This is a genomic window from Gallibacterium faecale, assembly GCF_027920745.1.
Taxonomy (GTDB): domain Bacteria; phylum Pseudomonadota; class Gammaproteobacteria; order Enterobacterales; family Pasteurellaceae; genus Gallibacterium; species Gallibacterium faecale.
Genome location: NZ_JAQIBB010000070.1, coordinates 1 through 21,836 on the forward strand (window position 1 = coordinate 1; position 21,836 = coordinate 21,836).

Genomic DNA, 21,836 nt, shown 5'->3' on the forward strand with positions numbered 1-21,836 from the left:
TGATTTCCTTCAATTATAGAAACCCATTCACCATCCTCTCTTTGAACAATATGCGCTTTAGGACTTGTCATGTTGCCTCCTTTTTTAAGATAAATAATTTTATATACGATCAACAACAAACTGATCTGATCAAATTATACACAAAAATAAACTATATTCAAATATTTATATTGAAAAGCCAATGAATATAAAAATTCCCTAATAAAAGGGGCTCTATTTCTTAATAATTAAATTTTTATTATTTAAAATTTTCAATATAATTGCAGATGCAGCTACCATCGCGTAGCTGGGTGTTGAAACATTGGCTTTTCTATATACAATATAGTAAAAAAGCAGCCACCTATTTGTGTGGCTGAGTAAAAAATGCGGTACTCGCCGCATTTTTTAATTAAATTACTTTCTTGCCAGAATTGGTTTTAAGAAACGTGCAGTGTGAGAGCCTTCCACTTCCGCAACCTGTTCAGGCGTACCCGTTGCGATAATCTGTCCGCCACCGCTACCACCTTCAGGACCAAGATCAACAATCCAGTCAGCCGTTTTGATAACATCTAGATTATGCTCAATCACAACAATAGTATTACCCTGATCACGTAAACGATGTAATACCTCAAGTAATTGCTTAATATCCGCAAAATGAAGCCCTGTGGTTGGTTCATCTAAAATATAAAGCGTCTTACCTGTATCACGTTTTGATAATTCAGACGCTAATTTTACCCGCTGTGCTTCACCACCTGATAACGTAGTCGATGCCTGTCCCAAACGAATATAAGACAAACCAACATCAATTAACGTTTGCAATTTACGTGCAATCATTGGAATTGCATCAAAAAACTCTCGTGCTTCTTCAACTGTCATTTCCAACACTTGATGAATGGTCTTTCCTTTATAGCGAATTTCCAATGTTTCTCGGTTATAGCGTTTTCCTTTACAGTGATCACAAGGCACATAAATATCTGGTAGAAAATGCATCTCGACCTTAATCACCCCATCACCCTGACACGCTTCGCAACGTCCGCCACGCACATTAAAACTAAAGCGTCCCGGATTATATCCTCTCGCCCGTGCTTCTGGCACACCGGCAAATAATTCCCGAATTGGCGTAAATACCCCAGTATAAGTCGCCGGATTAGAACGCGGTGTACGACCGATTGGACTTTGATCAATATCGATAACTTTATCAAAAAACTCTAGCCCCTCAATCCGCTCAAACGGTGCGTGCTGTTGGTTTTCCGCTCGATTTAACGCATTTTGTGCAATTGGGAATAAGGTATCATTAATCAATGTTGATTTACCTGACCCAGATACTCCAGTAATACAAGTAAATAATCCTACTGGAATTTCCAAATTAGCTGATTTTAAGTTATTACCTGTTGCTCCAAATAACTTCAACATCCGTTCCGGATCCATTGCTGTTCTTTGTGCGGGAATTTCAATTTTTTCTTTGCCGGACAAGAAGCGACCTGTTAGTGAATTCGGATCCTGCATAATTTCTTGAGCTGTCCCTTGTGCAACCACAGAACCGCCATGTACACCTGCACCTGGCCCAATATCAATAATATGATCTGCCGTTAAAATCGCATCTTCATCATGCTCAACCACAATCACCGTATTACCTAAATTTCGTAAATGTAATAAGGTATTCAATAAACGCTCATTATCTCGTTGATGCAAGCCAATCGAAGGTTCGTCTAGTACATACATTACCCCAACTAACCCTGCACCAATTTGACTTGCTAAACGAATTCGCTGCGCTTCACCGCCAGATAAGGTTTCTGCAGAACGAGAGAGCGAAAGATATTCCAACCCAACATTCACTAAAAATTGCAAACGTTCTTTAATTTCTTTCAGAATTTTTTCGGCAATTTTCGCTTTTTGCCCCTCAAAATTTAATTGCTCAAAATAGCGTAATGCATCGCCAATACTCATCTCTGAAATTTGCGGTAAGGTCGTATCACCAATAAACACATGGCGTGCTTCTTCTTTTAAACGAGACCCATGACAATCCTGACATGGACGATCGCTAATATATTTCGCAAGCTCCTCACGTACTGACATAGATTCAGTTTCTTTATAACGGCGTGCCATATTATTCAGCACCCCTTCAAATGGGTGATGACGCACGACTACATCCCCACGATCATTCACATATTGGAATTCAATTTCCTCTTTTCCAGAACCATTTAATACTAGCTCTTGAATCTTGCGTGGTAACTCTTCAAATGGGCTTTCAATATCAAAATGATAATGACGAGCCAATGACGTTAGCATTTGATAATAATAGAAGTTGCGTCGATCCCAACCTCGAATTGCCCCACCAGCCAATGATAAACTTGGATTTTGTACTACACGTTTTTCATCAAAATATTGTTGAATCCCTAATCCATCACACGTTGGACACGCCCCTGCGGGGTTATTAAACGAGAACATTCTTGGTTCAAGTTCAGGCACAGAATAGCCACAATGCGGACAAGCAAAATTCGCTGAGAATACCAACTCCTCAGCAGCAGGATTATCCATATCAGCAATAACAACAATACCACCAGATAACTCTAATGCCGTTTCTAATGATTCCGCTAAACGGGTGGCTAAATCAGCACGAATTTTGAAACGATCCACCACCACTTCAATCGTATGTTTCTTTTGTAACTCTAATTTTGGCGGATCAGATAAATCACAAATCTCACCATCAATTCTTGCCCGAATATAACCTTGTGCGGCAATCCCATCTAATAATTTTGTATGTTCCCCTTTACGCCCTTTCACTACTGGCGCAAGTAACATCATACGACTGCCTTCAGGTAACGCTAATACCTGATCCACTATCTGACTTATCGTTTGTGCGGTTAATGGCGTATTATGAGTTGGGCAGCGTGGTTCCCCCACGCGTGCAAATAATAAACGCAGATAGTCATAAACTTCGGTAATCGTTCCTACTGTTGAACGCGGATTATGTGACGTTGATTTTTGCTCAATAGAAATAGCAGGTGATAAGCCCTCAATATGATCAACATCGGGCTTTTCCATTAATGATAAAAACTGTCGAGCATATGCAGATAAGGATTCAACATAACGGCGTTGTCCTTCTGCATACAACGTGTCAAATGCTAATGATGATTTTCCTGATCCTGATAATCCAGTAATCACAACTAATTTATTACGTGGAATTGTCAGATTAATATTCTTTAGATTATGGGTTCTTGCACCCCTAATTTCGATATTGTCCATATGCTGCAACAAAAAAATGAAAAAACTCGACGATTATCGCAAAATCAAAAAAACTGTGCAAATATCCAGTATATCTCTATTGAATTCATCTTCTTTTAAACCTTTCAAAGCACCACAAAACAAAAATAGATAAACTCCACATAAAATACAAAAAATTTAAATAAAATATAATAAATTAGAAAATAATTATTATTTTATCTATAAGATATGCTAATACATTAGATAAGAAATCAATATTTGTCATTTATTCTCCTCCACGACATGATAAGTCTAACCCTAACACTCCAAGGAGAGCACTATGAAAACTTTATCATTCTTAAAAACCAGTATTGCCTTAACCTGTGTCTCTATCAGCTGTCTAGCACAAGCAGATTTATTAGATGATATTAAGGCAAGAGGCGAAATTGTTATCGCTACTGAAGCGCGTTATACCCCATTTGAAATGCTAGAAAACGGCAAGATTGTGGGCTATGGCAAAGATATTTTGGATGAAATTATGAAAGATCTTCCGGGTGTTAAATTGAAACAATTAGATCTTCCCTTACAAGGTATTTTAGCTGGATTAAGTGCCAAACGTTATGATTTTGTCGCTACCTCTTTAACTATTACTAAAGCTCGTGCTGCAAACTATGCCTTTACCTACCCGATTTCTACCGCAAGTGTTGCTATCTTAAAACGAAAAGGCGATGACAGCATTAAATCACCATTAGATATGGTTGGAAAAATTGCAGGAACTCAAGCTGGTTCACCACAAGTTGATATTTTGAAAGATTATGCTGAAAAAACACTTATTCCAAAAACAGGTAAATCAGTAAAAGGAATTCAAGAGTTTACAGATTATAACGAGGCTTATGCCGCATTAGCCGCTCATCGCGTAGATTTTGTACCCCAAGCTATTCCAAATTTAGCACCTGTTGTCAAAGAACGCCCTGAACTCTTTGAAATAGTTCAACCACCTTTTGGTCCAGATACTTACTATGCTTGGGCTGGTCGTAAAGATGCTGATTCTGCTCGTTTAGTACAATTTTTCAGCGACGAAATAGAAAAACTACATAAAAGTGGCAAGTTAGCCGAATTACAAAAAAAATGGTTTGGCTTCACTATGGATATTCCAACAGGTTATGTTCCTGAACCTGCACAATAAAAGTTACTTTAGTTTATTGTATTAATAGGAGTTGATTATGGCGAATCAATATGAACATGGTAATTTGAATCTTCCTTTTGTTGGTCATTGTAGCTTTGCTAAAAAACCAATTGTTACAGATTGGAATAACTTTACAGCTGATTTTGCTATTTTAGGTATCCCTTATGATATGGGATGTCAATATCGCTCTGGGGCCCGATTCGGGCCTCGGGGTATTCGTCAAGCCTCAACACTATTCGCTTTTGGACATAATGGTGCCTATGACTATGAAAAGGACATTCTTTTCCTAGCAGAAGATGAAGTTTCCATTGTTGATTTAGGCGACGTAGATATTATTCATACTGACTCTGTGACTAGTATGAAAAATGCTGAAACAGCAGTCAGAAAAATCCTTCAACAAAATGCAATACCTATCATACTTGGTGGTGATCATGCTATTACAGCAGCAACCATTGCTGCTTTTGATAAATATGATGACATCCATGTCTTACAAATTGATGCACACTTAGATTTTGTCGATGAACGACATGGTGTACGTTATGGACATGGTAATTGTATGAGAAGAGCGAGTGAAATGAAGCATATATCAGGTTTAACCCAAGTAGGTATCCGCAATGTTTCTTCTTCTAACCAGCAAGATTATTATGATGCACAACAAGCCGGTTCTCATATTTTTTCTGTACGCCAATATAGGAAATTAGGACTACAAACTATTCTAGAGACAATTCCCGCTGGAAAATGTCTCTATGTGTCGATTGATATTGATAACTTCGATCCTTCTATTGCCCCCGGTATGGGTACACCTAGCCATGGTGGATTCACCTATTATGAAGTATTAGAACTACTCGAAGCCGTAAGCAAACAAAATCATATTGTCGGAGTAGATTTATGTGAAGTGGCGCCACCTTACGATCCTAGTGAAATCACAGCTACACTTGCCGCACAACTTTTATTGAATTTTATAGGATATATACATCACTATAAAAAACCGCATTTTTCAGTCTAAATTAAAGGAGGTGACAATGTTTGATATTAGTATTGTCTTTAACAACATTACACCTTTACTACAAGGATTATGGACAACTGCATGGATATCTTTTTTATCTATTTTTTGTGGATTCTTGCTAGGATTAGGGCTTTATTCTTTACGAAAATCAACTTATGTTTTCTTTAGTTGTATGACTAAAAGTTATATTAGTTTTTTTCGAGGTACTCCATTACTAGTACAATTAGCTATTGTTTTTTATTTTTTACCTTTAATCAATATCGATATTCCGCCTCTACTCGCAGCAATTATTACACTCAGTATGAACACTGCCGCATTTCAAGCGGAAATTTTACGAGGTGGTTTTAATGCTATTTCAAAAACACAAGATGAAAGTTGTTGGGTATTTGGCTTTTCTCCGGTTCAAGCTTTCTTTTATATTAAATTACCCCAAGTAATTAAATCGACTTTACCCGCATTAATCAATGAATCCATTGATATTATTAAAAACTCTTCTCTTATATCTACCATTTCGGTGATGGATTTAATGCGTATTGTGCAAACGTACTCATCCACAACTTACCGACCTTTAGAGTTTTTTGCTGCCGCAGGCGTACTTTATCTCTGCCTCACATCTATTGTGAATCTCTTTGGTTACTATATCGAGAAAAAATTAAATATATATTAAGAGGATAACCATTATGAACTCTGAATACTTTCTTCTTTTTCTCTCTGGTTTGAAATATACATTACTTGTTTGCTTTGGTGCTTTAATTCTCGGGATTGTAGCAGGCGGCGTCCTATATTTTATTTTAAGCCTAAATAATCAAATTTGCCGTACATTTTATCGCCTCTATATTTTAATCTTCCGAGGTACTCCTTTATTGGTTCAAGTTTATCTCGTATTTTATGGTGGCCCTTACATTGGACTAACTTTAACCTCAATCGAAGTAGGAATTATCGGTTTAGGTTTGTATGTCTCTGCCTATTTTGCAGAAATATATCGGATTGGTTTTAAGAATATTCCTAAAGGACAAATTGAAAGTGCGGTTGATCTCGGCTTTTCTAAAACACAAATATTATTTCATATCCAAATTCCACAAATGTTAGGTTTGATCATTCCTCCAATTACCAATCAAACCATTATTTTAGTCAAAGAATCCGCCATTTTATCCATTATTACTGTTCCTGAACTAATGACTGCGGCGACCAGAATGGCAACTGAAACCTTTCGAGTAGTAGAACCATATCTTACTTTAGCACTTGCTTACTGGTTTATTACATTCTGTGTCAGCAAAGTTGGTATTTGGGCAGAAAGAAAAACCACCCATTATTTAAATTCATAACTATATGAGGGAAGCATTATGTATAGCAACTCAGCAATTCAACTTATTGATCTTCATAAAAGCTATGGTCAAACTGAAGTATTAAAAGGAATTAATTTATCCATTGAAAAAGGCGAAGTGATCTGCATTATTGGCGGTTCTGGCTCAGGGAAAAGCACAATGCTTCGTTGCATTAACTTTTTAGAACAATATAACTCAGGTGAAGTTTTAGTTAACGGACGATTAATTGGCTATGGTTGTGATGAGCTAGGTAATTATATCCCTTTACCTTCTCATATTATTCAAAAAGATCTGCGCGATGTTTGTATGGTTTTCCAACAATTTAATCTATGGCCACATTATACTGTATTAGAAAATGTATATAAGCCATTAGTCATTACACAAAAATTGGATAAAAATCTAGCCAAACAAACTGCTATTCGTATGCTCGAAAAAGTTGGTATGGTACACAGAAAAGATGCCTATCCTTCGCAATTATCCGGAGGGCAACAACAACGTGTTGCTATCGCACGGGCATTAGCTGTTGAACCTAAAATTATGTTATTTGATGAACCTACGTCAGCACTCGACCCGGAATTAGTTGGTGAAGTATTAAAAGTGATGAAATCACTTGCAGAGGACGGAATGACTATGGTGATTGTTACCCATGAAATGGGATTTGCTGCAAATGTTGCAGACAGAGTCATTTTTTTAGCCAATGGCTTAATCGAAGAACAAGGAACCCCTGATCAAATCTTCAATCACCCTAAATCAGAAAAATTAATTCAATTCCTGAGTGCTTGGCATGAACGTAATTAAGCACAGTGACAATCTTGTTTTTATCTGCATTCTAGGTAAAAACAAGATACCTACAACAGAAATAAAATCATAAAATAAAAACCGTTTATCTAAACAAAGGTAAACGGTTTTTAACAAAATGGCTCAATAAACTTATCGAAATAACTTTCCTAAGAAAACACCACTTATAATCATAATTAACGCCACTAAATGAATCCAAGTGAGTGTTATGGCTGGGAAAACTAATGCCATCATACAAATAGAAAGCAATGGGGTTAAATAGGTTAAAGTTCCAATTAAACGTGGATCACCATATCGAATCGCATAATCCCATGAATAGAAGCTCAAGCCCATTGGGCCTAAACCCAACATCAAAATAATCACAATATTGTGCCAATTAATATCCGTTATTGGTAATTGACCCCCTAATAGGAAATACACTATTACAGCGATTACACCTGAACATAAACAAAATCCAGCAACAGCAGAAGATGGCATATTTTTTACTTTTGCATTAGATAAAGTGTAATAAGCCCATAATAACGCTGCAAAAAATGCTTCTATATAACCAAACCAATCATGACTATTTCCTTCTGTAGGCTTCTGTTGCATTAATGTAAGAATTACTCCCAAGAATGCTAAAACAGTACCTATAATATGTCCCATATTTAAACGTGTCGAAATAAATAATGGGCTACCCAATACAATAAATAATGGCCATAAATACTGAATCATATTAACAGCCATTACTGGGGAACGAGAAAAAGCATCAAATAATAAATAATGGTATCCAAATAACCCTATAATGGCTTTAATCCAAACAGATAAAGATAATTTCCATTGATACCAAAATTTTAAGCCAGGAATAGAAGCAATAATTAAAATAATGCCTACAGTAAATAAAGGAGGAAGATGATTAATACTGACCATTAATGTGGCCAAAGAAGACCACATTAAAATAGTCAAGACAGCAAAAAGAATTGCTTTTTTGTTAATGCTGCCCTGCATAAATTACCTTTTAATAATATTGTGTTCAGGACCTACAGGAAAACCTGTAATGTTTTGATTACCATCTTCAGTAACAACTAAGATATCGTGTTCACGATAAGCGCCAGCACCTTTCAAGCCTTCAGGAATCATTAACATAGGCTCCATAGAGATCACCATTCCCGGTTGTAAAACAGTTTCAATATCCTCACGTAGTTCTAATCCTGCTTCACGTCCATAATAGTGACTCAACACACCAAATGAATGACCATAACCAAAAGTTCGATATTGTAATAGATCATATTGTGCATAAATTTCATTTAATTCATGAGCAATATCACAACAACGAACACCAGGCTTAATTAACTCAATACCTTTACGATAAACCTCAGTATTAACCTCCCACACTTTTAGCTGCTCATCACTACAATGATCCATAAATAACGTTCTTTCCAAAGCTGTGTAATAACCTGCAATCATTGGGAAACAGTTCAAACTTAAAACGTCACCTAATTGAATTGCTCTACTTGTCACTGCATTATGCGCACCGTCCGTATTGATGCCAGATTGAAACCAAGTCCAGGTATCTCGCAATTCAACATGTGGATAAGTTGCAGCAATTTCACGGATCATTGCATCTGTTGAGGCAATTGCTACCTCATATTCAGGCACATTCTCCGCAATAGCCTCTCTACAAGCATATCCCCCAATATCAGCAATTCTTGCCCCATTTTTGATTAGCTCAATCTCTTCAGCTGATTTAATCATACGATTAAACATCAAATCTGTAGCAACATCAAAAAACTCCGAACCTGGGAAAAACTCCTTCAATAAATTTAATGATTGCAATGGCAAGCAATCTTCTTCATAACCAAGTCTCAATTTATCTTGTGGCAAAACAGCTTTGATCGCACGATAAAAATTATTACGACGCCAATCTGTATAAATAATATTTTCACCAAAACTACGTCGATATCCTAAACCACCATCAATGTTTGCCGTGACAGTTACTGAACGATCCTCTGTCACAACTAAAGCAAAAGATCGCCCAAAAGAATAATAGAGATAATCACTAAAATAATTCACATTGTGATAAGACGTTAAAATCACTGCATCAAGATTTTTATTTTTCATTACTTGTCGTAAAGATGTTAATCGTCGATTCATCTCTTGTGGTGAGAAAGTGCCTTTTACTTTAGCCCCATTTCTAATTTCAATCACATCTTGCATATTCATAGTAAAACCTCATTTTCGTTATTAATAATCGATTAATGTTGTACAGAATATAAAGAAGTCATTCAAATTATGAATTCTTATCTAACAATAACTTATTCTTATTGATGCAATAATTTTTCAATTGAATACTCTTGTTCAAAACTCCTTGCTTTAGCTTCTATCCATTCAATGAATTCACTAACATGTGTTTTTTCTAATAATGATTTTTGACAAACCAAATAGACACTCTGATCTTGGATACAATCCCGATACAATGGTACTAACCTTCCAGCAGCGATTTCCCTCGCCACCAAAACGTGCCTAGTTAATGCCAATCCTTGCCCCTCAATCGCTGCCTGTAAAATCAAATCCGCTCGGTTATATCGATGACCTGCTTGAGTATCAATATTCTTTCCTTGAGATAAAGCCCATTGTTTCCAAGACGTAGCAAGTTTTACTTGTGGTAATGAATCATGTAGTAATGGAATTTGTTGTAAACAACGTTCCGGATCACAATCATATTTATCAAATAACGTCTTACTAATAACAGGATAAATATAATCATGTAATAAAAATTTCTTTAACATACTCGGCATATCACCATACCCATGACATAAAGCCACATCTATTGCATCATCACGAAAATTAGGCTCACACGTATCCACAACTAAATTTAAACTAATCTCTGGGCAAGCCGTCTGCAAATCTTGTAAATAGGGTATTAGCCAACAACTCGCCATAGAAGGCATACAATAGAGATCAATAACTCGAATTTGTTGAATATCTGAAATATGTTGCATTGCTTGCTGTAATTGATCAAAAGCCAAAATGACATGTCGTAATAATTCACTGCCTTCCCGACTTAGTGTTAATTGTCGAGGCTTGCGATGAAATAACTTGTACCCTAAACGATCCTCTAATAACAGAATTTTCTGACTGACTGCACTTTGCGAGACACACAGTTCATCTGCTGCTTGGGTAAAACTTAGGTGACGAGCAACAACTTCAAAATAACGTAAAGCTTCAAGAGGAGGTAACTTCATATTGATCACCTTGACACGAAAGATTTATTAAATATATAAAATCCAAAAATAAAGATAAAAAATAAATAAATCAACAGTATTATTTTAATATTTATAAAAAATTTTTAATAAAAATGGCATTTTTATAAATAGAAACAAATGAACAAAAGAAGGGTCAAACTAACATATTGATATTGCACTTAATAAAAACCTCGACAAAGTTCGCAAAATCAAAAAAACTGTGCAAATATCCAGTATTCTTTATTTTTTTCACTAGGGATTTACGGTAAGATAACCCCCGTTTTTAGTTTTTAATGAAAAAGAAGAGGTAATTTTTATGGCAGGTGTTAATAAAGTCATTATCGTTGGTAATTTAGGCAATGATCCTGAATTAAGAACTTTCGCTAACGGTGATGCAGTTGCCAATATTAGTGTTGCAACCAGTGATCGTTGGCAAGATAAACAATCAGGAGAATGGCGAGAAGTTACCGAATGGCACCGTATTGTATTATTCCGTCGGTTAGCTGAAGTGGCGGGGCAATATTTACGCAAAGGTTCAAAAGTCTATATAGAAGGCAAAATTCGCACCCGTAAATGGCAAGATCAAAATGGTCAAGATCGTTACTCTACTGAAATTCATGCAGATACCATGCAAATGTTGGACAGCCGTAGCGACAGAATGGGAGCAGATATGTCTGCTGCTGCACCACAAAATCAATTCGCTCCAGCAAACAACTATCAACAACCACAGAAAAATACCCAACAATTTGCTACACAACCTGCGGCTAAACCTGCAGCACAACCAGCCGTAAATCCTGATGTGGCATTTGATGATGATATGCCGTTTTAAAATATACAGCGCAATAGAATCTTAAGCATAAACACAAAGGTATTCCTTATTGGAAATAGAGTTCTGATTATCTTTACAAAAAGATAAAAATTGGGACTATATTTCCAATTTTTATTGAGGACTCTACCTCCTATTTTCTATGATTAAATATAATCAATATTGCCAATAACTGATGTAATTTAAAGATATAAACTGTATCACATAAAAATTTCATGAAATTTTATATGTTCAAGTTATTTATAATATTCCACTCGAAGAACTCGTTAATACAGAAATTGCCAACGGCGAGTTAATTCGTATCTTCACTGAACAAAGTTATGTTTTCCCAAGTTTTTATCTCTATTATCCTCATCGCAATGTTTCGCCTTCTTTACGTGCTGTAATCGAATGTTTAAAACTCAATTAAGCACTCTAAGCTCAAAATTGGCATTATCAAAGATCTATACTATTATCATCACAGGCTATTTACCCTGATGTTCCCGGTAAATACCTGCATTATTCATCTAAAACAAAGGATATGCTTATGAAAAAATATACGCTTCACGCTGTTGTTGCTTTAGCGTCTATCGCAATTTTTGGTTGCCAAACTGCAACAACACCCCAAGCTAATCCTGTCGCGGGGAAATATTTAGGCACATTACCTTGTGCGGATTGTGACGGTATTAAAACAACACTTTTCCTTAACTCAGATAAAAGTTTTAATTTGAAAAGTGAATACTTAGGTAAGCCAGATGCAGTCTTTACTGAAAATGGGATTTATACCATAGAAAACCAGCTAATTACGTTAAAAGCGTCTGCTGATGGGGAAAAACATTATTACAAAATCACTGATCAAGGATTAGCCACAAGCGATCAACAAGGTCATATTAATACTGACGAAAACAGCAAAGATTACCTGCTAAAAAAACAATAACTAATCAAAAACAAAAAGCGGTGTAGATTCTCTCTACACCGCTTTATTCTTACTTCAACAATTATTCTGCTTTTTCAGGTTTCACATTACTAAATGTAGGTGGAAGCCCCTTCATATCAGGAAGTTGGTGTGCAATACCCTTATGACAATCAATACAAGTTTTGTTTTCTTTGATTGCCAATTCGTGCATTTTTGCAGCCACTGTTTTTTGTTGTGAGAAATCCATACGTTCAAAATTATGACAGTTACGACACTCTTGTGAATTGTTCGCTTTCATACGTTCCCATTCACGTTCTGCCATATGTAAACGGCGCGCATTAAATTTCTCTAATGTATCAGTGTAACCCATATAGTAAGCGTACACTTCACGTGCCGCTTTAATCTTACGTACCATTTTTGGAATAAACTCGTGTGGCACGTGACAATCTGGGCAGCTTGCGCTCACTCCGCTACGGTTTTGATAGTGTGCCGTATGCAAATACTCCGGATAAACGTCATTCGTATGGCAGCTTGCACAGAACTCTTCGGTATTGGTTTGTTCTAAACCATAATTAAAGCCTACCCAAGAAACAATTCCCGCAATAAATGCCACCACAATTAATGTGCCGACTGCAATTTTACTTGGGCTTCTAAACCAAGTCCAAAAACGCTTGATTAAGCCAAATAAGCCAGATTTTTTCGGTTTCTCTGTGGTCATCACATTTCTCCTTTATTATTGGCCATAACCAGGTAATGGTTTGAATTCATTTGGCACAATCGCTTTTGCATCAGTTTGCGGTACGTGGCATTGTAAACAGAAGTAACGGCGTGGTGACGCATTCGCACTAATCTTACCATCACGATCCATAAAGTGGGTTGGGCTAATACGTGTTGCCCCTGTTACACGTGCATTTTCCGCACTATGACAGTTCAAACATTGGTTTACATTTTTAGTGACTTGCATTCCAGCAACGCTATGTGGAACCAATGGTGGTTGATTAACATAGTTTAATGCTTGTTGTCCGCCTTCTTTTGGTACGTTATAAGCATTTGGTGCAACATTTTCCGCAGCATGCTCTAATTTTACTCCTTCTTTTGCTAACCCATCATTATTTGGATTAGCTTCACCTGCTGCCATCACAGACGTCGCCATCATACTTGCAAAAAGTACAGCAGCCATTTTCCATACAGTTTTATTTTTTACCATCTTTCTCACTCCCCAGAATGATCGAATCTTGTTGAAAATTTAAATACTTTTTCAGCACAGACATCAACACAACGTCCACAGCTGATACAATCTTTTGAAAGTACGAGCAGGCTCTCTTCTTTTTTACCATGTAATGGCGCACGCAATACTTGCGCTTCTGGACAAACGTTATAGCAATCCATACAGTTATCACAACGTGCACGATCAATAACTTTTATCCGGAAAATACCTTTCGCACCAATCACACCATGTGTTGCACCGATTGGACAAAGATGCCCACACCAGCCATGCTCGACAATAAACAGATCAAATAAGAAAATCGCTAAGATTAACCAAAGTCCCGCGCCAAACCCAAAGATCAATTCGCGACCTAAGGTAGCAACAGGATTAATCCATTCCCACAATAATGTCCCGCTAGCCGCACTACCAATTAAAATCACGGCTAATAACCAATAGCGTAATGAACGTGGAATTTTTGCTGTTTGACGTAAACCTAATTTACGACGCAACCACGCAGCACTATCCGTAACCACATTTAACGGACAACACCAGCCACAAAAGACTTTACTGCCCACTAACGCATAGAATGCAATAATAATTCCAGCACCTAATAACGTAGTGAAGCTTGGTAAATGCCCAGTAACTAAACTTTCCGCAGTAATTAATGGATCACTTAACGGTACCGTATCTAATAACAAGCTACCGCTATAATTACCTTTTAAAATCCATACGCCGAAAAGTGGCCCTGAGAGAAACATCGCTAACACCGCAAGTTGTGATAAACGCCGCCAAAATAAAAAGCGATTCGCATACCACCAACCAAGTTTTTCTCTGGCTTCTCGACCAGCTGCTTTTGGTGCGTTTGCCATTATTTCACCTCCGGCATCCGAACAGGCAAGCTAATAGTTTCTTCTGAAAGCAACGATTTGCCAGCTTTCTCTTTTTCCTGCCAGCCAAAACGATAATGTTCGCCTAACATTCCTTTCGCGAGAGAAAGCGGTAACACTTTGATCGCAGCTTCTTCTAAAACACAAGCCTCTTCACATTTACCACACCCAGTACAAGCCTCAGAATGTACAGTCGGAATCATCAATGCGTGTTTTCCAGTGCGTTCATTATGTTGATTTTCCAAAGTAATAGCTTTATCAATTAATGGACAAACACGATAACAAACATCGCAACGTAAACCTTGCCAGTTCAAACAGGTTTCATGATCCAATAATACAGCTAGCCCCATTCTCGCTTTATTAATATCTTCTGCATTTGCATCCAACGCACCACTTGGGCACGCTTTGGCACATGGAATATCTTCACACATTTCACACGGTTTTTTACGTGCGACAAAATAAGGCGTTCCCGCTTGCAGCGGCGATACCCACGAAGCAAGATATAACATATCGTAAGGACAAGCCTGTACACACTGACCACAACGAATACACGCATCAGCAAACGCCTGCTCATGTTCCAACGCAAACGGTGGACGCAACGCAACGCCATCACGTGCCAGACTTTGCTTCTGTGGTAAACTCAACAAAATCCCTAATCCAGCTAAACCGCCGGCGGTACGTGTTGCATCTTTTAAGAAACGACGACGCTCAGGCGTAAACCCTGTTTCACGTGTTGTATTTTCGTTTCGTATCTCACGTTTCATGCTGTTATTCATTATGTATTGGTGACTTATGGGAATCTGCGCCTCAACCTAACGGAAAAAGCGCAATGATACCTACTGATTAAATCTTAGTAACCTTAACGGCACATTTCTTAAAGTCTGTTTCTTTAGAAATTGGATCCGTTGCATCCAGTGTTAACATATTGGCTAACTGTCCTGCATCGAAGAAAGTGGTAAATACCAAACCTCTTGGTGGTTTGTTACGGCCACGTGTATCGATCACAGTTTCCATTTGTCCACGACGAGATACGATCAAGGCTTTATCACCATGACGTAAACCACGATCTTTCGCATCTAATGGGTTCATCCACAATACATTGTTCGGGAATGAACGGTGTAATTCTGGGACACGACGCGTCATACTACCTGTATGCCAATGTTCAAGAACACGACCAGTTGATAACCATAAATCATATTCTTGATCTGGTGCTTCTGCAGGTGGCTCATATGGCGCAGCTAAAATCACTGCACGTTTAGTCGGTTGACCATAGAAGCTAATATCTTCTCCCGCTTTCACATACGGGTCATAACCTTCACGGTAGCGCCATAAAGTTTCTTTACCATCAACTACTGGCCAACGTAAACCACGTGCTTTATGGTACATATCGAAGTCTGCTAAATCGTGACCATGACCACGACCAAAGGTTGCATACTCTTCAAATAAACCTTTATGGATGTAATAACCAAAGTGTTCTGATTCATCATTTGGATGATCACCAATATCACTTAATGGATATTTATTGACTTGACCATTCAGGAATAACACTTCATATAATGTTTTGCCTTTATATTCAGGGTTTTTATCTAGAATATCCGCAGGCCATACTTCATCTGTCTTGAAGTATTTAGAGAATTCAACTAATTGCCATAAGTCGGATTTCGCTTCACCCGGCGCTTTCACCATTTGGTGCCAGAATTGGGTACGACGTTCTGCGTTACCATATGCCCCTTCTTTTTCAACCCACATCGCAGTTGGTAACATTAAATCCGCAGATACCGCACTTAATGTTGGGTATGGATCAGAAACAATGATGAAGTTTTCAGGATCACGCCAGCCCGGTAAACGTTCTTGATTAATATTTGGACCTGCTTGCATATTGTTGTTACACATTACCCACAACACATTGAGCTTACGATCTTTCAATGCACGGTCTTGAGCGATGGCGTGTAAACCAATCTTGTCTGAAATAATCCCTGCTGGAAGTTTCCAGGTTTTCTCTGTGGTTTCACGGTGTTTTGGATTAGTAACCACTAAATCTGCTGGTAAACGGTGAGCGAAAGTACCGACTTCACGCGCTGTACCACACGCAGATGGCTGACCTGTTAATGAGAATGGACCACAACCTGGTTGTGAGATTTTACCGGTGAGCAAGTGAACGTTATACATTAATTGGTTCACCCATACACCACGGGTATGTTGGTTAAAGCCCATTGTCCAGAAGGAAACTACTTTTTTGTTTGGATCAGCGTAAATTTTCGCTAATTCATCAAGTAAGTTTTTATCAACGCCACTGATTTCATGTGCTTTATCTAAAGTATATTCCGCAACAAGGGCTTTATACTCTTCAAAAGTACAATCAGTCATCTTACCGCTACCTGCATTTTTCGCTGCTTTTTCAAGCTCATGGGTAGGGCGTAAACCATAACCAATATCAGTATCCGCTTTCTTGAATACCGTATGTTTATTCACAAAATCTTGGTTAACGGCATTATTTTGAATAATGTAGTTAGCAATATAGTTCAAAATTGCTAAATCTGATTGTGGTTTGAAAATTAAACCATAGTCTGCTAATTCAAAACTACGGTGTTCAAAAGTAGAAAGCACTGCAATTTTGCAGTCTGGGTGAGATAAACGGCGATCAGAAATACGTGACCATAAAATTGGGTGCATTTCTGCCATATTAGAGCCCCAAAGTACCATCACATCTGCGTGTTCGATATCGTTATAGCAACCCATAGGTTCATCAATACCGAAAGTACGTGCAAACGCAACTGCTGCTGATGCCATACAGTGACGTGCATTCGGGTCAACGTTATTAGAACGTAAGCCAGCTTTGAATAATTTATTCAACGCATAACCTTCCCAAATGGTTGATTGACCAGAAGTAAAGCAGCCCACCGCATTTTTACCATTTTTCGCCATCGCTGCTTTAAATTTTTCTGCCATTGTGTTGAACGCAACTTCCCAGCTTACTGGTTGGAAATCACCGTTTTTATCGTACTTACCGTCTTTCATACGCAACATTGGTTGCGTTAAACGGTCTTTCCCGTACATAATTTTTGGTAAGAAATACCCTTTAATACAGTTCAATCCACGGTTTACTTCTGCATCTGGGTCACCTTGTGAAGCAACAACGCGACCATCTTGTGTACCGACTAATACGCCACAACCAGTACCACAGAAACGGCAAACGCCTTTTTCCCATTTAATTGAAGCATCAGCCGCTTCAACATTTTTGATTGGAATTGTCATTCCAATCGCAGCAGCCGCTGCAGTTGCAGCATTGGCTTTCATAAAATCGCGACGACTTAAATTCATCTTCATCTCCCCACAATAAATATCAGTCTGCTAAGTCTTGTTGGTGATACACTAATGAAACGTTAATAACGCCATCAATATTGCGTGCATTTTCCATATTTTCTAATAAAATCCGTTGATTATGAGACTGCATAACCACAACCAACTTCCCTAACACTGGGTCAGAACCATGTATCTCCGTATTAGGCACTTCCAGTAACTTCTCTGAAATTTGCGTTAATTTGTCTGGTCGTCCTTGCACTACCACGCCGCAAACATGCCATTCTTCGGCATTTTCCATCGTAATTTGATCTGTCATCATGCTGTTTGAGTGATTAACATTGAAATTGCTTGTACTGGGCAAGCGGAAACACAAGCGCCACAACCATTACACGCAGCTAAATCTAATTGCGGTTGGGCGACTTGTCCCAATTTCGGTTTAAACGAAATCGCTCGCCATTCACAGCTATCCTGACAACTCCGACATTCCACCTGCCGCTGAGTTAAACAGCCGTCATTAATCGCAATTTTATGCTGCCATGCTTCTGTTGTAATTGGTCTAAATATCGGTTGTTGGCAAATTTCAGCACATTTTCCACAAAAACTACATTCTGCTTGTGCGAAATTAATTTCAGGATAACCACGTTCACCTTTGATTAATACTTGCGTTTCGCAATGTTGAATACAATCGCCACATTGCGTGCATTTTTCCCAGAAATCTTCCGTATTAGCCCAAGGCGGTAAAATCACCTTAGATATATCAACAGAAGCTGCTTCACGCAACTTACCAGTAAGGAATTTTCGACGGGATAAATCAAGATTTTGCATGATTCACGCAAATATTTGTTATAGGTTACTAATTCGCCAGTTATTCTAAAGCAACTTCAAGCTAAGTCTGTACCCGTTATTAGGTATATTCTTTCTTAATTTTCATTTCCTTGAGATAAATCAAACTAGAGTGGGCAGGCTTATTGCGGGCAAGTGTGAGAGGGAACCCATTACACATTTATTAAGATCTTTGCTTAAACAATGACAAAAAACCATAGCTTTGCTGCAACAGTCCATTAGCAGTGAGCAAACTTGTCTTGTGAATAAAATAAAGTCGCCCTTTAGACTGAAACGTAAAGAAAAGAATAATACCACTTTCTCCCTACTAAAATTCCCGCTAAAGTAACACCCTGAATCATCTCAACCACCAACGTGTGAGGAAAACGTGCGTAAATATTCTGTATTAACTCGAATAGCAAAATACCTAATCGGCATTATTTTTCTAGCGAGTGGCTGTATTACCCTCGTGTTTTCAATTTTATTAAGTAGCCAAAATGATGCAGAAGCAATTAACCTTGCTGGCTCTTTACGGATGCAAGCTTACCGGCTTATCTATCAAGTAGAACACGAACCCGCTACCCTACAACAGAATCTTCAACAATATAACCAAACCCTAGAAAACGATATCCTTAAACGACTACAGTCCAGTTATTTTGTACTAGACAATGTTAAACAAGCTTATCAATATGTGTTACAAAATTGGGACACTATGGAACATTATGTACATAACAATCAAGTCAGCAAATATCAGCAGCAAGTCGATAAATATGTACAAACCGTTGACCAATTTGTGGTGGTGTTGCAACATTTTTCTGAACGCAAAATGATTCTCGCGATTTTGATCAGTATTCTCTCTATCGTTACCATTCTCGGTATCGGTTCCTATATGATGAGTTTTCTGAAACGGGAAGTGATGAATCCAATAGATAAACTGGTTAAAGCCAGTACCCAAGTGCAAACAGGGCATTTCAAACATATTACCCTCGATGTCGATAAACCGAATGAACTGGGTACACTCTCGGAAACCTTTACCAAAATGTCGGGCGAATTACAGAAACTCTATTGGTTCTTAGAAGATAAAGTCCGCGAAAAAACGCAAAAACTCAGCCAACTGAATCGAACATTATCAATGTTGTTCCACACATCACAACGGATTACCCACATTGATTTAAATTATCAAAAACTTGCCGAAGTCTTAACCGATATCCGCAATAGCGAACATCTCCGTTATATCGAATTGATTGTTTATGGTGCGGAACATCTTGATATTTCTGCGGGTGAAGCCGAAGAAAACTACCCTTGGCAACAACAAAAAATCAGTATTAACGGCAAAGAACTTTCCTGTTTACGTTGGCAAGCGGGCTTACCTTGTCCTGATTTACGTTTCATGCAAAGTTTGGCGCAAATGTTAGGGCGCGCGATTTATTTCATCCAAACCCAGCGTCAACAACAACAATTAGTATTAATGGAAGAGCGTTCAATTATTGCCCGTGAATTACACGACTCTTTGGCGCAAGTATTAGCCTATTTACAGATTCAACTGACTCTACTCAAGCATACTCTAAAAAATAGCGATCCAAGTTCTAAAGAGAAAAGTTTCAAAATTATTGCTGATTTTGAACAAGCATTAAATGATGGCTATGTGCAACTCCGTGAGCTGTTATCCACATTCCGCTTAACTATTCAGGAGGCTAACCTAAAATTAGCTTTAGAACAGGTAATCGAGTCCTTACGCAACCAAACTGAAGCTCAGATTACGTTAGAGTGCTCCTTACCTTCACAAATCTTTACCGCGCAGCAACTAGTCCATGCGCTACAAGTAGTACGCGAAGCGTTATTAAATGCGATCAAACATTCACAAGCGACTTTAATTGAAGTGATCGCACATACTAACGCGGATGGCGAAAATGAAATTATCGTGGCGGATAATGGAATTGGTATTCCAACGCTAGATGAACCTGAGGGGCATTATGGTTTAAATATTATGCAAGAGCGTACCGCACAGCTAAATGCTAAGCTCACCATTCAATTACGCCCAACCGGCGGTACCGAAGTAAAAATTCTGCTGCCAGATTGTTTTTTAGAGAATCAGCCATAAGCGTTGTATTAAACGCACCGATAAAAATAAGGATAACCTACCGAAAATAGCAACGGTGAAAAAATCTCTGTCACCAATTGAGAGAACGCACGGTTTGTTATCCTTTTTTGCGGAATTGTTGTAAAACAGCTGCTATTTTTTCATCAATAACCACACTGATAAATTTTTAATATTTGTACATTTATTAATCAAACAAACTTATCCATCTTTTTATCAAATAGTCCAAATAGTTACGCATTTTGATAATTATCGTGAGTATTTCAACTCCAACAATAGACACTTCAACTATAATTAAGATCAAAAGCAAAATAAAATATCAAAACTATCACTTTAACAGATAAATAGTTTAAAAAATAAAACAAATATAGATAAAAACACCAAAAATCAATTATAACAATTTATTTACAAACCACTGCTTTTGATCAAGAACAAAAAACACTCAATTTATCTATTTTTCACTGCCTCTTTTTCCATTAATTTTGTTGATTTATTAAACAGAAAATACCCCTGATTCAGCTTGTGATTGCTATTTAAGCGGCATATACTAGATTAAATTTATTATCTATTCAGGAAACTTACCGCATTTATTGACAGATAACATTGCCAAATTTACAAATGTGACAGGGGGGGGGTAGCTATGTTAAACCGAGTTTTTAATGTTGTTTTTAATTATTCTTTAGGGGTTTTTACCGCCGTTTCTGAATTATGTCGGCGTCGTCATAAAACCAAATCTCTTTCTCGCTCTCAATCTTTATTTAATACTATTCGCTTTAATCTTAGTCGCCTTTCTTTAGGTGTGTTAATTGGCTGTGGGTTGATCAGTGAGCCAACTTGGGCGGCTGGGGTTATATTACAAAATGGTAAGTTATATTACTGCCCAGAGAATGTAACAAGCACTTCTACCTGCTCATCAACACAACTTACACCTCTTGCTGCATATGTTGGTGTGAATAGCACAGGTGGAACGAATATATCTGGGGAAGGAGCAACCGGCGAAGGGGCAATTGCCATCGGTTACAATGACTCGGCACCAAGAGTGAACTCCATCGCTATTGGTAGGTATGTAGTGGTAG

General features: G+C 37.8%; 20 protein-coding genes. 9 read left to right on the forward strand and 11 right to left on the reverse strand.

Features of this window, described 5'->3' with window-relative positions:
* Positions 1-393: 393 nt before the first annotated feature.
* On the reverse strand, positions 394-3,225 hold the full coding sequence (uvrA, locus tag PF272_RS08040; protein ID WP_271142345.1) for an excinuclease ABC subunit UvrA: 2,832 nt from the start codon (positions 3,223-3,225) through the stop codon (positions 394-396).
* A 298-nt stretch (positions 3,226-3,523) separates the two neighbouring features.
* Here uvrA and PF272_RS08045 point away from each other — a divergent pair, with 298 nt between their 5' ends.
* The 5 genes from PF272_RS08045 to PF272_RS08065 are packed head-to-tail and all read left to right on the forward strand — an operon-like array spanning position 3,524 to position 7,498.
* Positions 3,524-4,369 (forward strand): transporter substrate-binding domain-containing protein, encoded by an 846-nt coding sequence (locus PF272_RS08045; RefSeq protein WP_065234327.1) that lies wholly within the window; start codon positions 3,524-3,526, stop codon positions 4,367-4,369.
* Between the two features lie 37 nt (positions 4,370-4,406).
* Entirely contained in the window at positions 4,407-5,375 is a 969-nt protein-coding gene (gene speB / locus PF272_RS08050; protein ID WP_271142346.1) for an agmatinase, read from the forward strand.
* A gap of 16 nt (positions 5,376-5,391) precedes the next feature.
* Positions 5,392-6,042, forward strand: a complete 651-nt coding sequence (locus PF272_RS08055) for an amino acid ABC transporter permease (protein ID WP_271142347.1) — start codon at positions 5,392-5,394, stop codon at positions 6,040-6,042.
* Between the two features lie 13 nt (positions 6,043-6,055).
* Positions 6,056-6,700 carry an amino acid ABC transporter permease gene (locus tag PF272_RS08060; protein ID WP_271142348.1) on the forward strand — a complete coding sequence of 215 codons (645 nt, stop codon included), beginning with the start codon at positions 6,056-6,058 and terminating at the stop codon, positions 6,698-6,700.
* 18 nt (positions 6,701-6,718) lie between these two features.
* Positions 6,719-7,498, forward strand: a complete 780-nt coding sequence (locus PF272_RS08065; RefSeq protein ID WP_065239787.1) for an amino acid ABC transporter ATP-binding protein — start codon at positions 6,719-6,721, stop codon at positions 7,496-7,498.
* Between the two features lie 132 nt (positions 7,499-7,630).
* Here the strand turns inward: PF272_RS08065 and PF272_RS08070 are convergent, their stop codons facing one another.
* From PF272_RS08070 to PF272_RS08080, 3 genes are all read right to left on the reverse strand, one after another.
* Positions 7,631-8,485, reverse strand: coding sequence for a DMT family transporter (locus PF272_RS08070; protein WP_271142349.1), 855 nt, complete (start codon positions 8,483-8,485; stop codon positions 7,631-7,633).
* Between the two features lie 3 nt (positions 8,486-8,488).
* Complete coding sequence (locus PF272_RS08075; RefSeq protein WP_065239789.1) at positions 8,489-9,700, reverse strand: M24 family metallopeptidase; 1,212 nt, start codon at positions 9,698-9,700, stop codon at positions 8,489-8,491.
* Between the two features lie 98 nt (positions 9,701-9,798).
* Positions 9,799-10,722: a LysR family transcriptional regulator gene (locus PF272_RS08080; RefSeq protein ID WP_065239790.1), complete on the reverse strand. Its 924-nt coding sequence runs from the start codon at positions 10,720-10,722 to the stop codon at positions 9,799-9,801.
* 316 nt (positions 10,723-11,038) lie between these two features.
* Here PF272_RS08080 and ssb point away from each other — a divergent pair, with 316 nt between their 5' ends.
* Both ssb and PF272_RS08090 read left to right on the forward strand, forming a co-directional pair.
* Complete coding sequence (gene ssb, locus PF272_RS08085) at positions 11,039-11,551, forward strand: single-stranded DNA-binding protein (protein ID WP_271142350.1); 513 nt, start codon at positions 11,039-11,041, stop codon at positions 11,549-11,551.
* Between the two features lie 523 nt (positions 11,552-12,074).
* Positions 12,075-12,464: a copper resistance protein NlpE gene (locus tag PF272_RS08090; protein WP_271142351.1), complete on the forward strand. Its 390-nt coding sequence runs from the start codon at positions 12,075-12,077 to the stop codon at positions 12,462-12,464.
* A 61-nt stretch (positions 12,465-12,525) separates the two neighbouring features.
* On the opposite strand, the gene PF272_RS08095 is transcribed toward PF272_RS08090, so the two are convergent.
* The 7 genes from PF272_RS08095 to napF all read right to left on the reverse strand — a co-directional run bounded on the left by PF272_RS08095 (position 12,526) and on the right by napF (position 18,665).
* Entirely contained in the window at positions 12,526-13,161 is a 636-nt protein-coding gene (locus PF272_RS08095; RefSeq protein ID WP_065239795.1) for a cytochrome c3 family protein, read from the reverse strand.
* A gap of 15 nt (positions 13,162-13,176) precedes the next feature.
* Positions 13,177-13,650 carry a nitrate reductase cytochrome c-type subunit gene (locus PF272_RS08100; protein ID WP_271142352.1) on the reverse strand — a complete coding sequence of 158 codons (474 nt, stop codon included), beginning with the start codon at positions 13,648-13,650 and terminating at the stop codon, positions 13,177-13,179.
* 5 nt (positions 13,651-13,655) lie between these two features.
* Positions 13,656-14,519 (reverse strand): quinol dehydrogenase ferredoxin subunit NapH, encoded by an 864-nt coding sequence (napH, locus tag PF272_RS08105; protein ID WP_065239797.1) that lies wholly within the window; start codon positions 14,517-14,519, stop codon positions 13,656-13,658.
* A complete protein-coding gene (gene napG / locus PF272_RS08110; protein ID WP_065233563.1) occupies positions 14,519-15,301 on the reverse strand; it encodes a ferredoxin-type protein NapG in 783 nt (260 codons plus the stop codon). The genes napH and napG overlap by 1 nt, the downstream gene beginning before the upstream one ends.
* A gap of 79 nt (positions 15,302-15,380) precedes the next feature.
* On the reverse strand, positions 15,381-17,858 hold the full coding sequence (napA, locus tag PF272_RS08115) for a nitrate reductase catalytic subunit NapA (RefSeq protein ID WP_271142353.1): 2,478 nt from the start codon (positions 17,856-17,858) through the stop codon (positions 15,381-15,383).
* Between the two features lie 22 nt (positions 17,859-17,880).
* Positions 17,881-18,159 (reverse strand): chaperone NapD, encoded by a 279-nt coding sequence (locus PF272_RS08120; RefSeq protein WP_413789438.1) that lies wholly within the window; start codon positions 18,157-18,159, stop codon positions 17,881-17,883.
* Positions 18,156-18,665, reverse strand: a complete 510-nt coding sequence (gene napF / locus PF272_RS08125) for a ferredoxin-type protein NapF (protein WP_271142354.1) — start codon at positions 18,663-18,665, stop codon at positions 18,156-18,158. The genes PF272_RS08120 and napF overlap by 4 nt, the downstream gene beginning before the upstream one ends.
* 385 nt (positions 18,666-19,050) lie before the next feature.
* Here napF and narQ point away from each other — a divergent pair, with 385 nt between their 5' ends.
* Positions 19,051-20,763 carry a nitrate/nitrite two-component system sensor histidine kinase NarQ gene (narQ, locus tag PF272_RS08130; RefSeq protein ID WP_271142355.1) on the forward strand — a complete coding sequence of 571 codons (1,713 nt, stop codon included), beginning with the start codon at positions 19,051-19,053 and terminating at the stop codon, positions 20,761-20,763.
* 637 nt (positions 20,764-21,400) lie between these two features.
* A partial coding sequence (locus tag PF272_RS08135; protein WP_271142356.1) for an ESPR-type extended signal peptide-containing protein occupies positions 21,401-21,836 on the forward strand: 436 nt, incomplete at its 3' end.

Bases quoted from the DNA above. Each gene is read 5' to 3' on its own strand.
- uvrA (WP_271142345.1), bottom strand. From the start codon at position 3,225: ATGGACAATATCGAAATTAGGGGTGCAAGAACCCATAATCTAAAGAAT.
- PF272_RS08045 (WP_065234327.1), top strand. From the start codon at position 3,524: ATGAAAACTTTATCATTCTTAAAAACCAGTATTGCCTTAACCTGTGTC.
- speB (WP_271142346.1), top strand. From the start codon at position 4,407: ATGGCGAATCAATATGAACATGGTAATTTGAATCTTCCTTTTGTTGGT.
- PF272_RS08055 (WP_271142347.1), top strand. From the start codon at position 5,392: ATGTTTGATATTAGTATTGTCTTTAACAACATTACACCTTTACTACAA.
- PF272_RS08060 (WP_271142348.1), top strand. From the start codon at position 6,056: ATGAACTCTGAATACTTTCTTCTTTTTCTCTCTGGTTTGAAATATACA.
- PF272_RS08065 (WP_065239787.1), top strand. From the start codon at position 6,719: ATGTATAGCAACTCAGCAATTCAACTTATTGATCTTCATAAAAGCTAT.
- PF272_RS08070 (WP_271142349.1), bottom strand. From the start codon at position 8,485: ATGCAGGGCAGCATTAACAAAAAAGCAATTCTTTTTGCTGTCTTGACT.
- PF272_RS08075 (WP_065239789.1), bottom strand. From the start codon at position 9,700: ATGAATATGCAAGATGTGATTGAAATTAGAAATGGGGCTAAAGTAAAA.
- PF272_RS08080 (WP_065239790.1), bottom strand. From the start codon at position 10,722: ATGAAGTTACCTCCTCTTGAAGCTTTACGTTATTTTGAAGTTGTTGCT.
- ssb (WP_271142350.1), top strand. From the start codon at position 11,039: ATGGCAGGTGTTAATAAAGTCATTATCGTTGGTAATTTAGGCAATGAT.
- PF272_RS08090 (WP_271142351.1), top strand. From the start codon at position 12,075: ATGAAAAAATATACGCTTCACGCTGTTGTTGCTTTAGCGTCTATCGCA.
- PF272_RS08095 (WP_065239795.1), bottom strand. From the start codon at position 13,161: ATGACCACAGAGAAACCGAAAAAATCTGGCTTATTTGGCTTAATCAAG.
- PF272_RS08100 (WP_271142352.1), bottom strand. From the start codon at position 13,650: ATGGTAAAAAATAAAACTGTATGGAAAATGGCTGCTGTACTTTTTGCA.
- napH (WP_065239797.1), bottom strand. From the start codon at position 14,519: ATGGCAAACGCACCAAAAGCAGCTGGTCGAGAAGCCAGAGAAAAACTT.
- napG (WP_065233563.1), bottom strand. From the start codon at position 15,301: ATGAAACGTGAGATACGAAACGAAAATACAACACGTGAAACAGGGTTT.
- napA (WP_271142353.1), bottom strand. From the start codon at position 17,858: ATGAATTTAAGTCGTCGCGATTTTATGAAAGCCAATGCTGCAACTGCA.
- PF272_RS08120 (WP_413789438.1), bottom strand. From the start codon at position 18,159: ATGATGACAGATCAAATTACGATGGAAAATGCCGAAGAATGGCATGTT.
- napF (WP_271142354.1), bottom strand. From the start codon at position 18,665: ATGCAAAATCTTGATTTATCCCGTCGAAAATTCCTTACTGGTAAGTTG.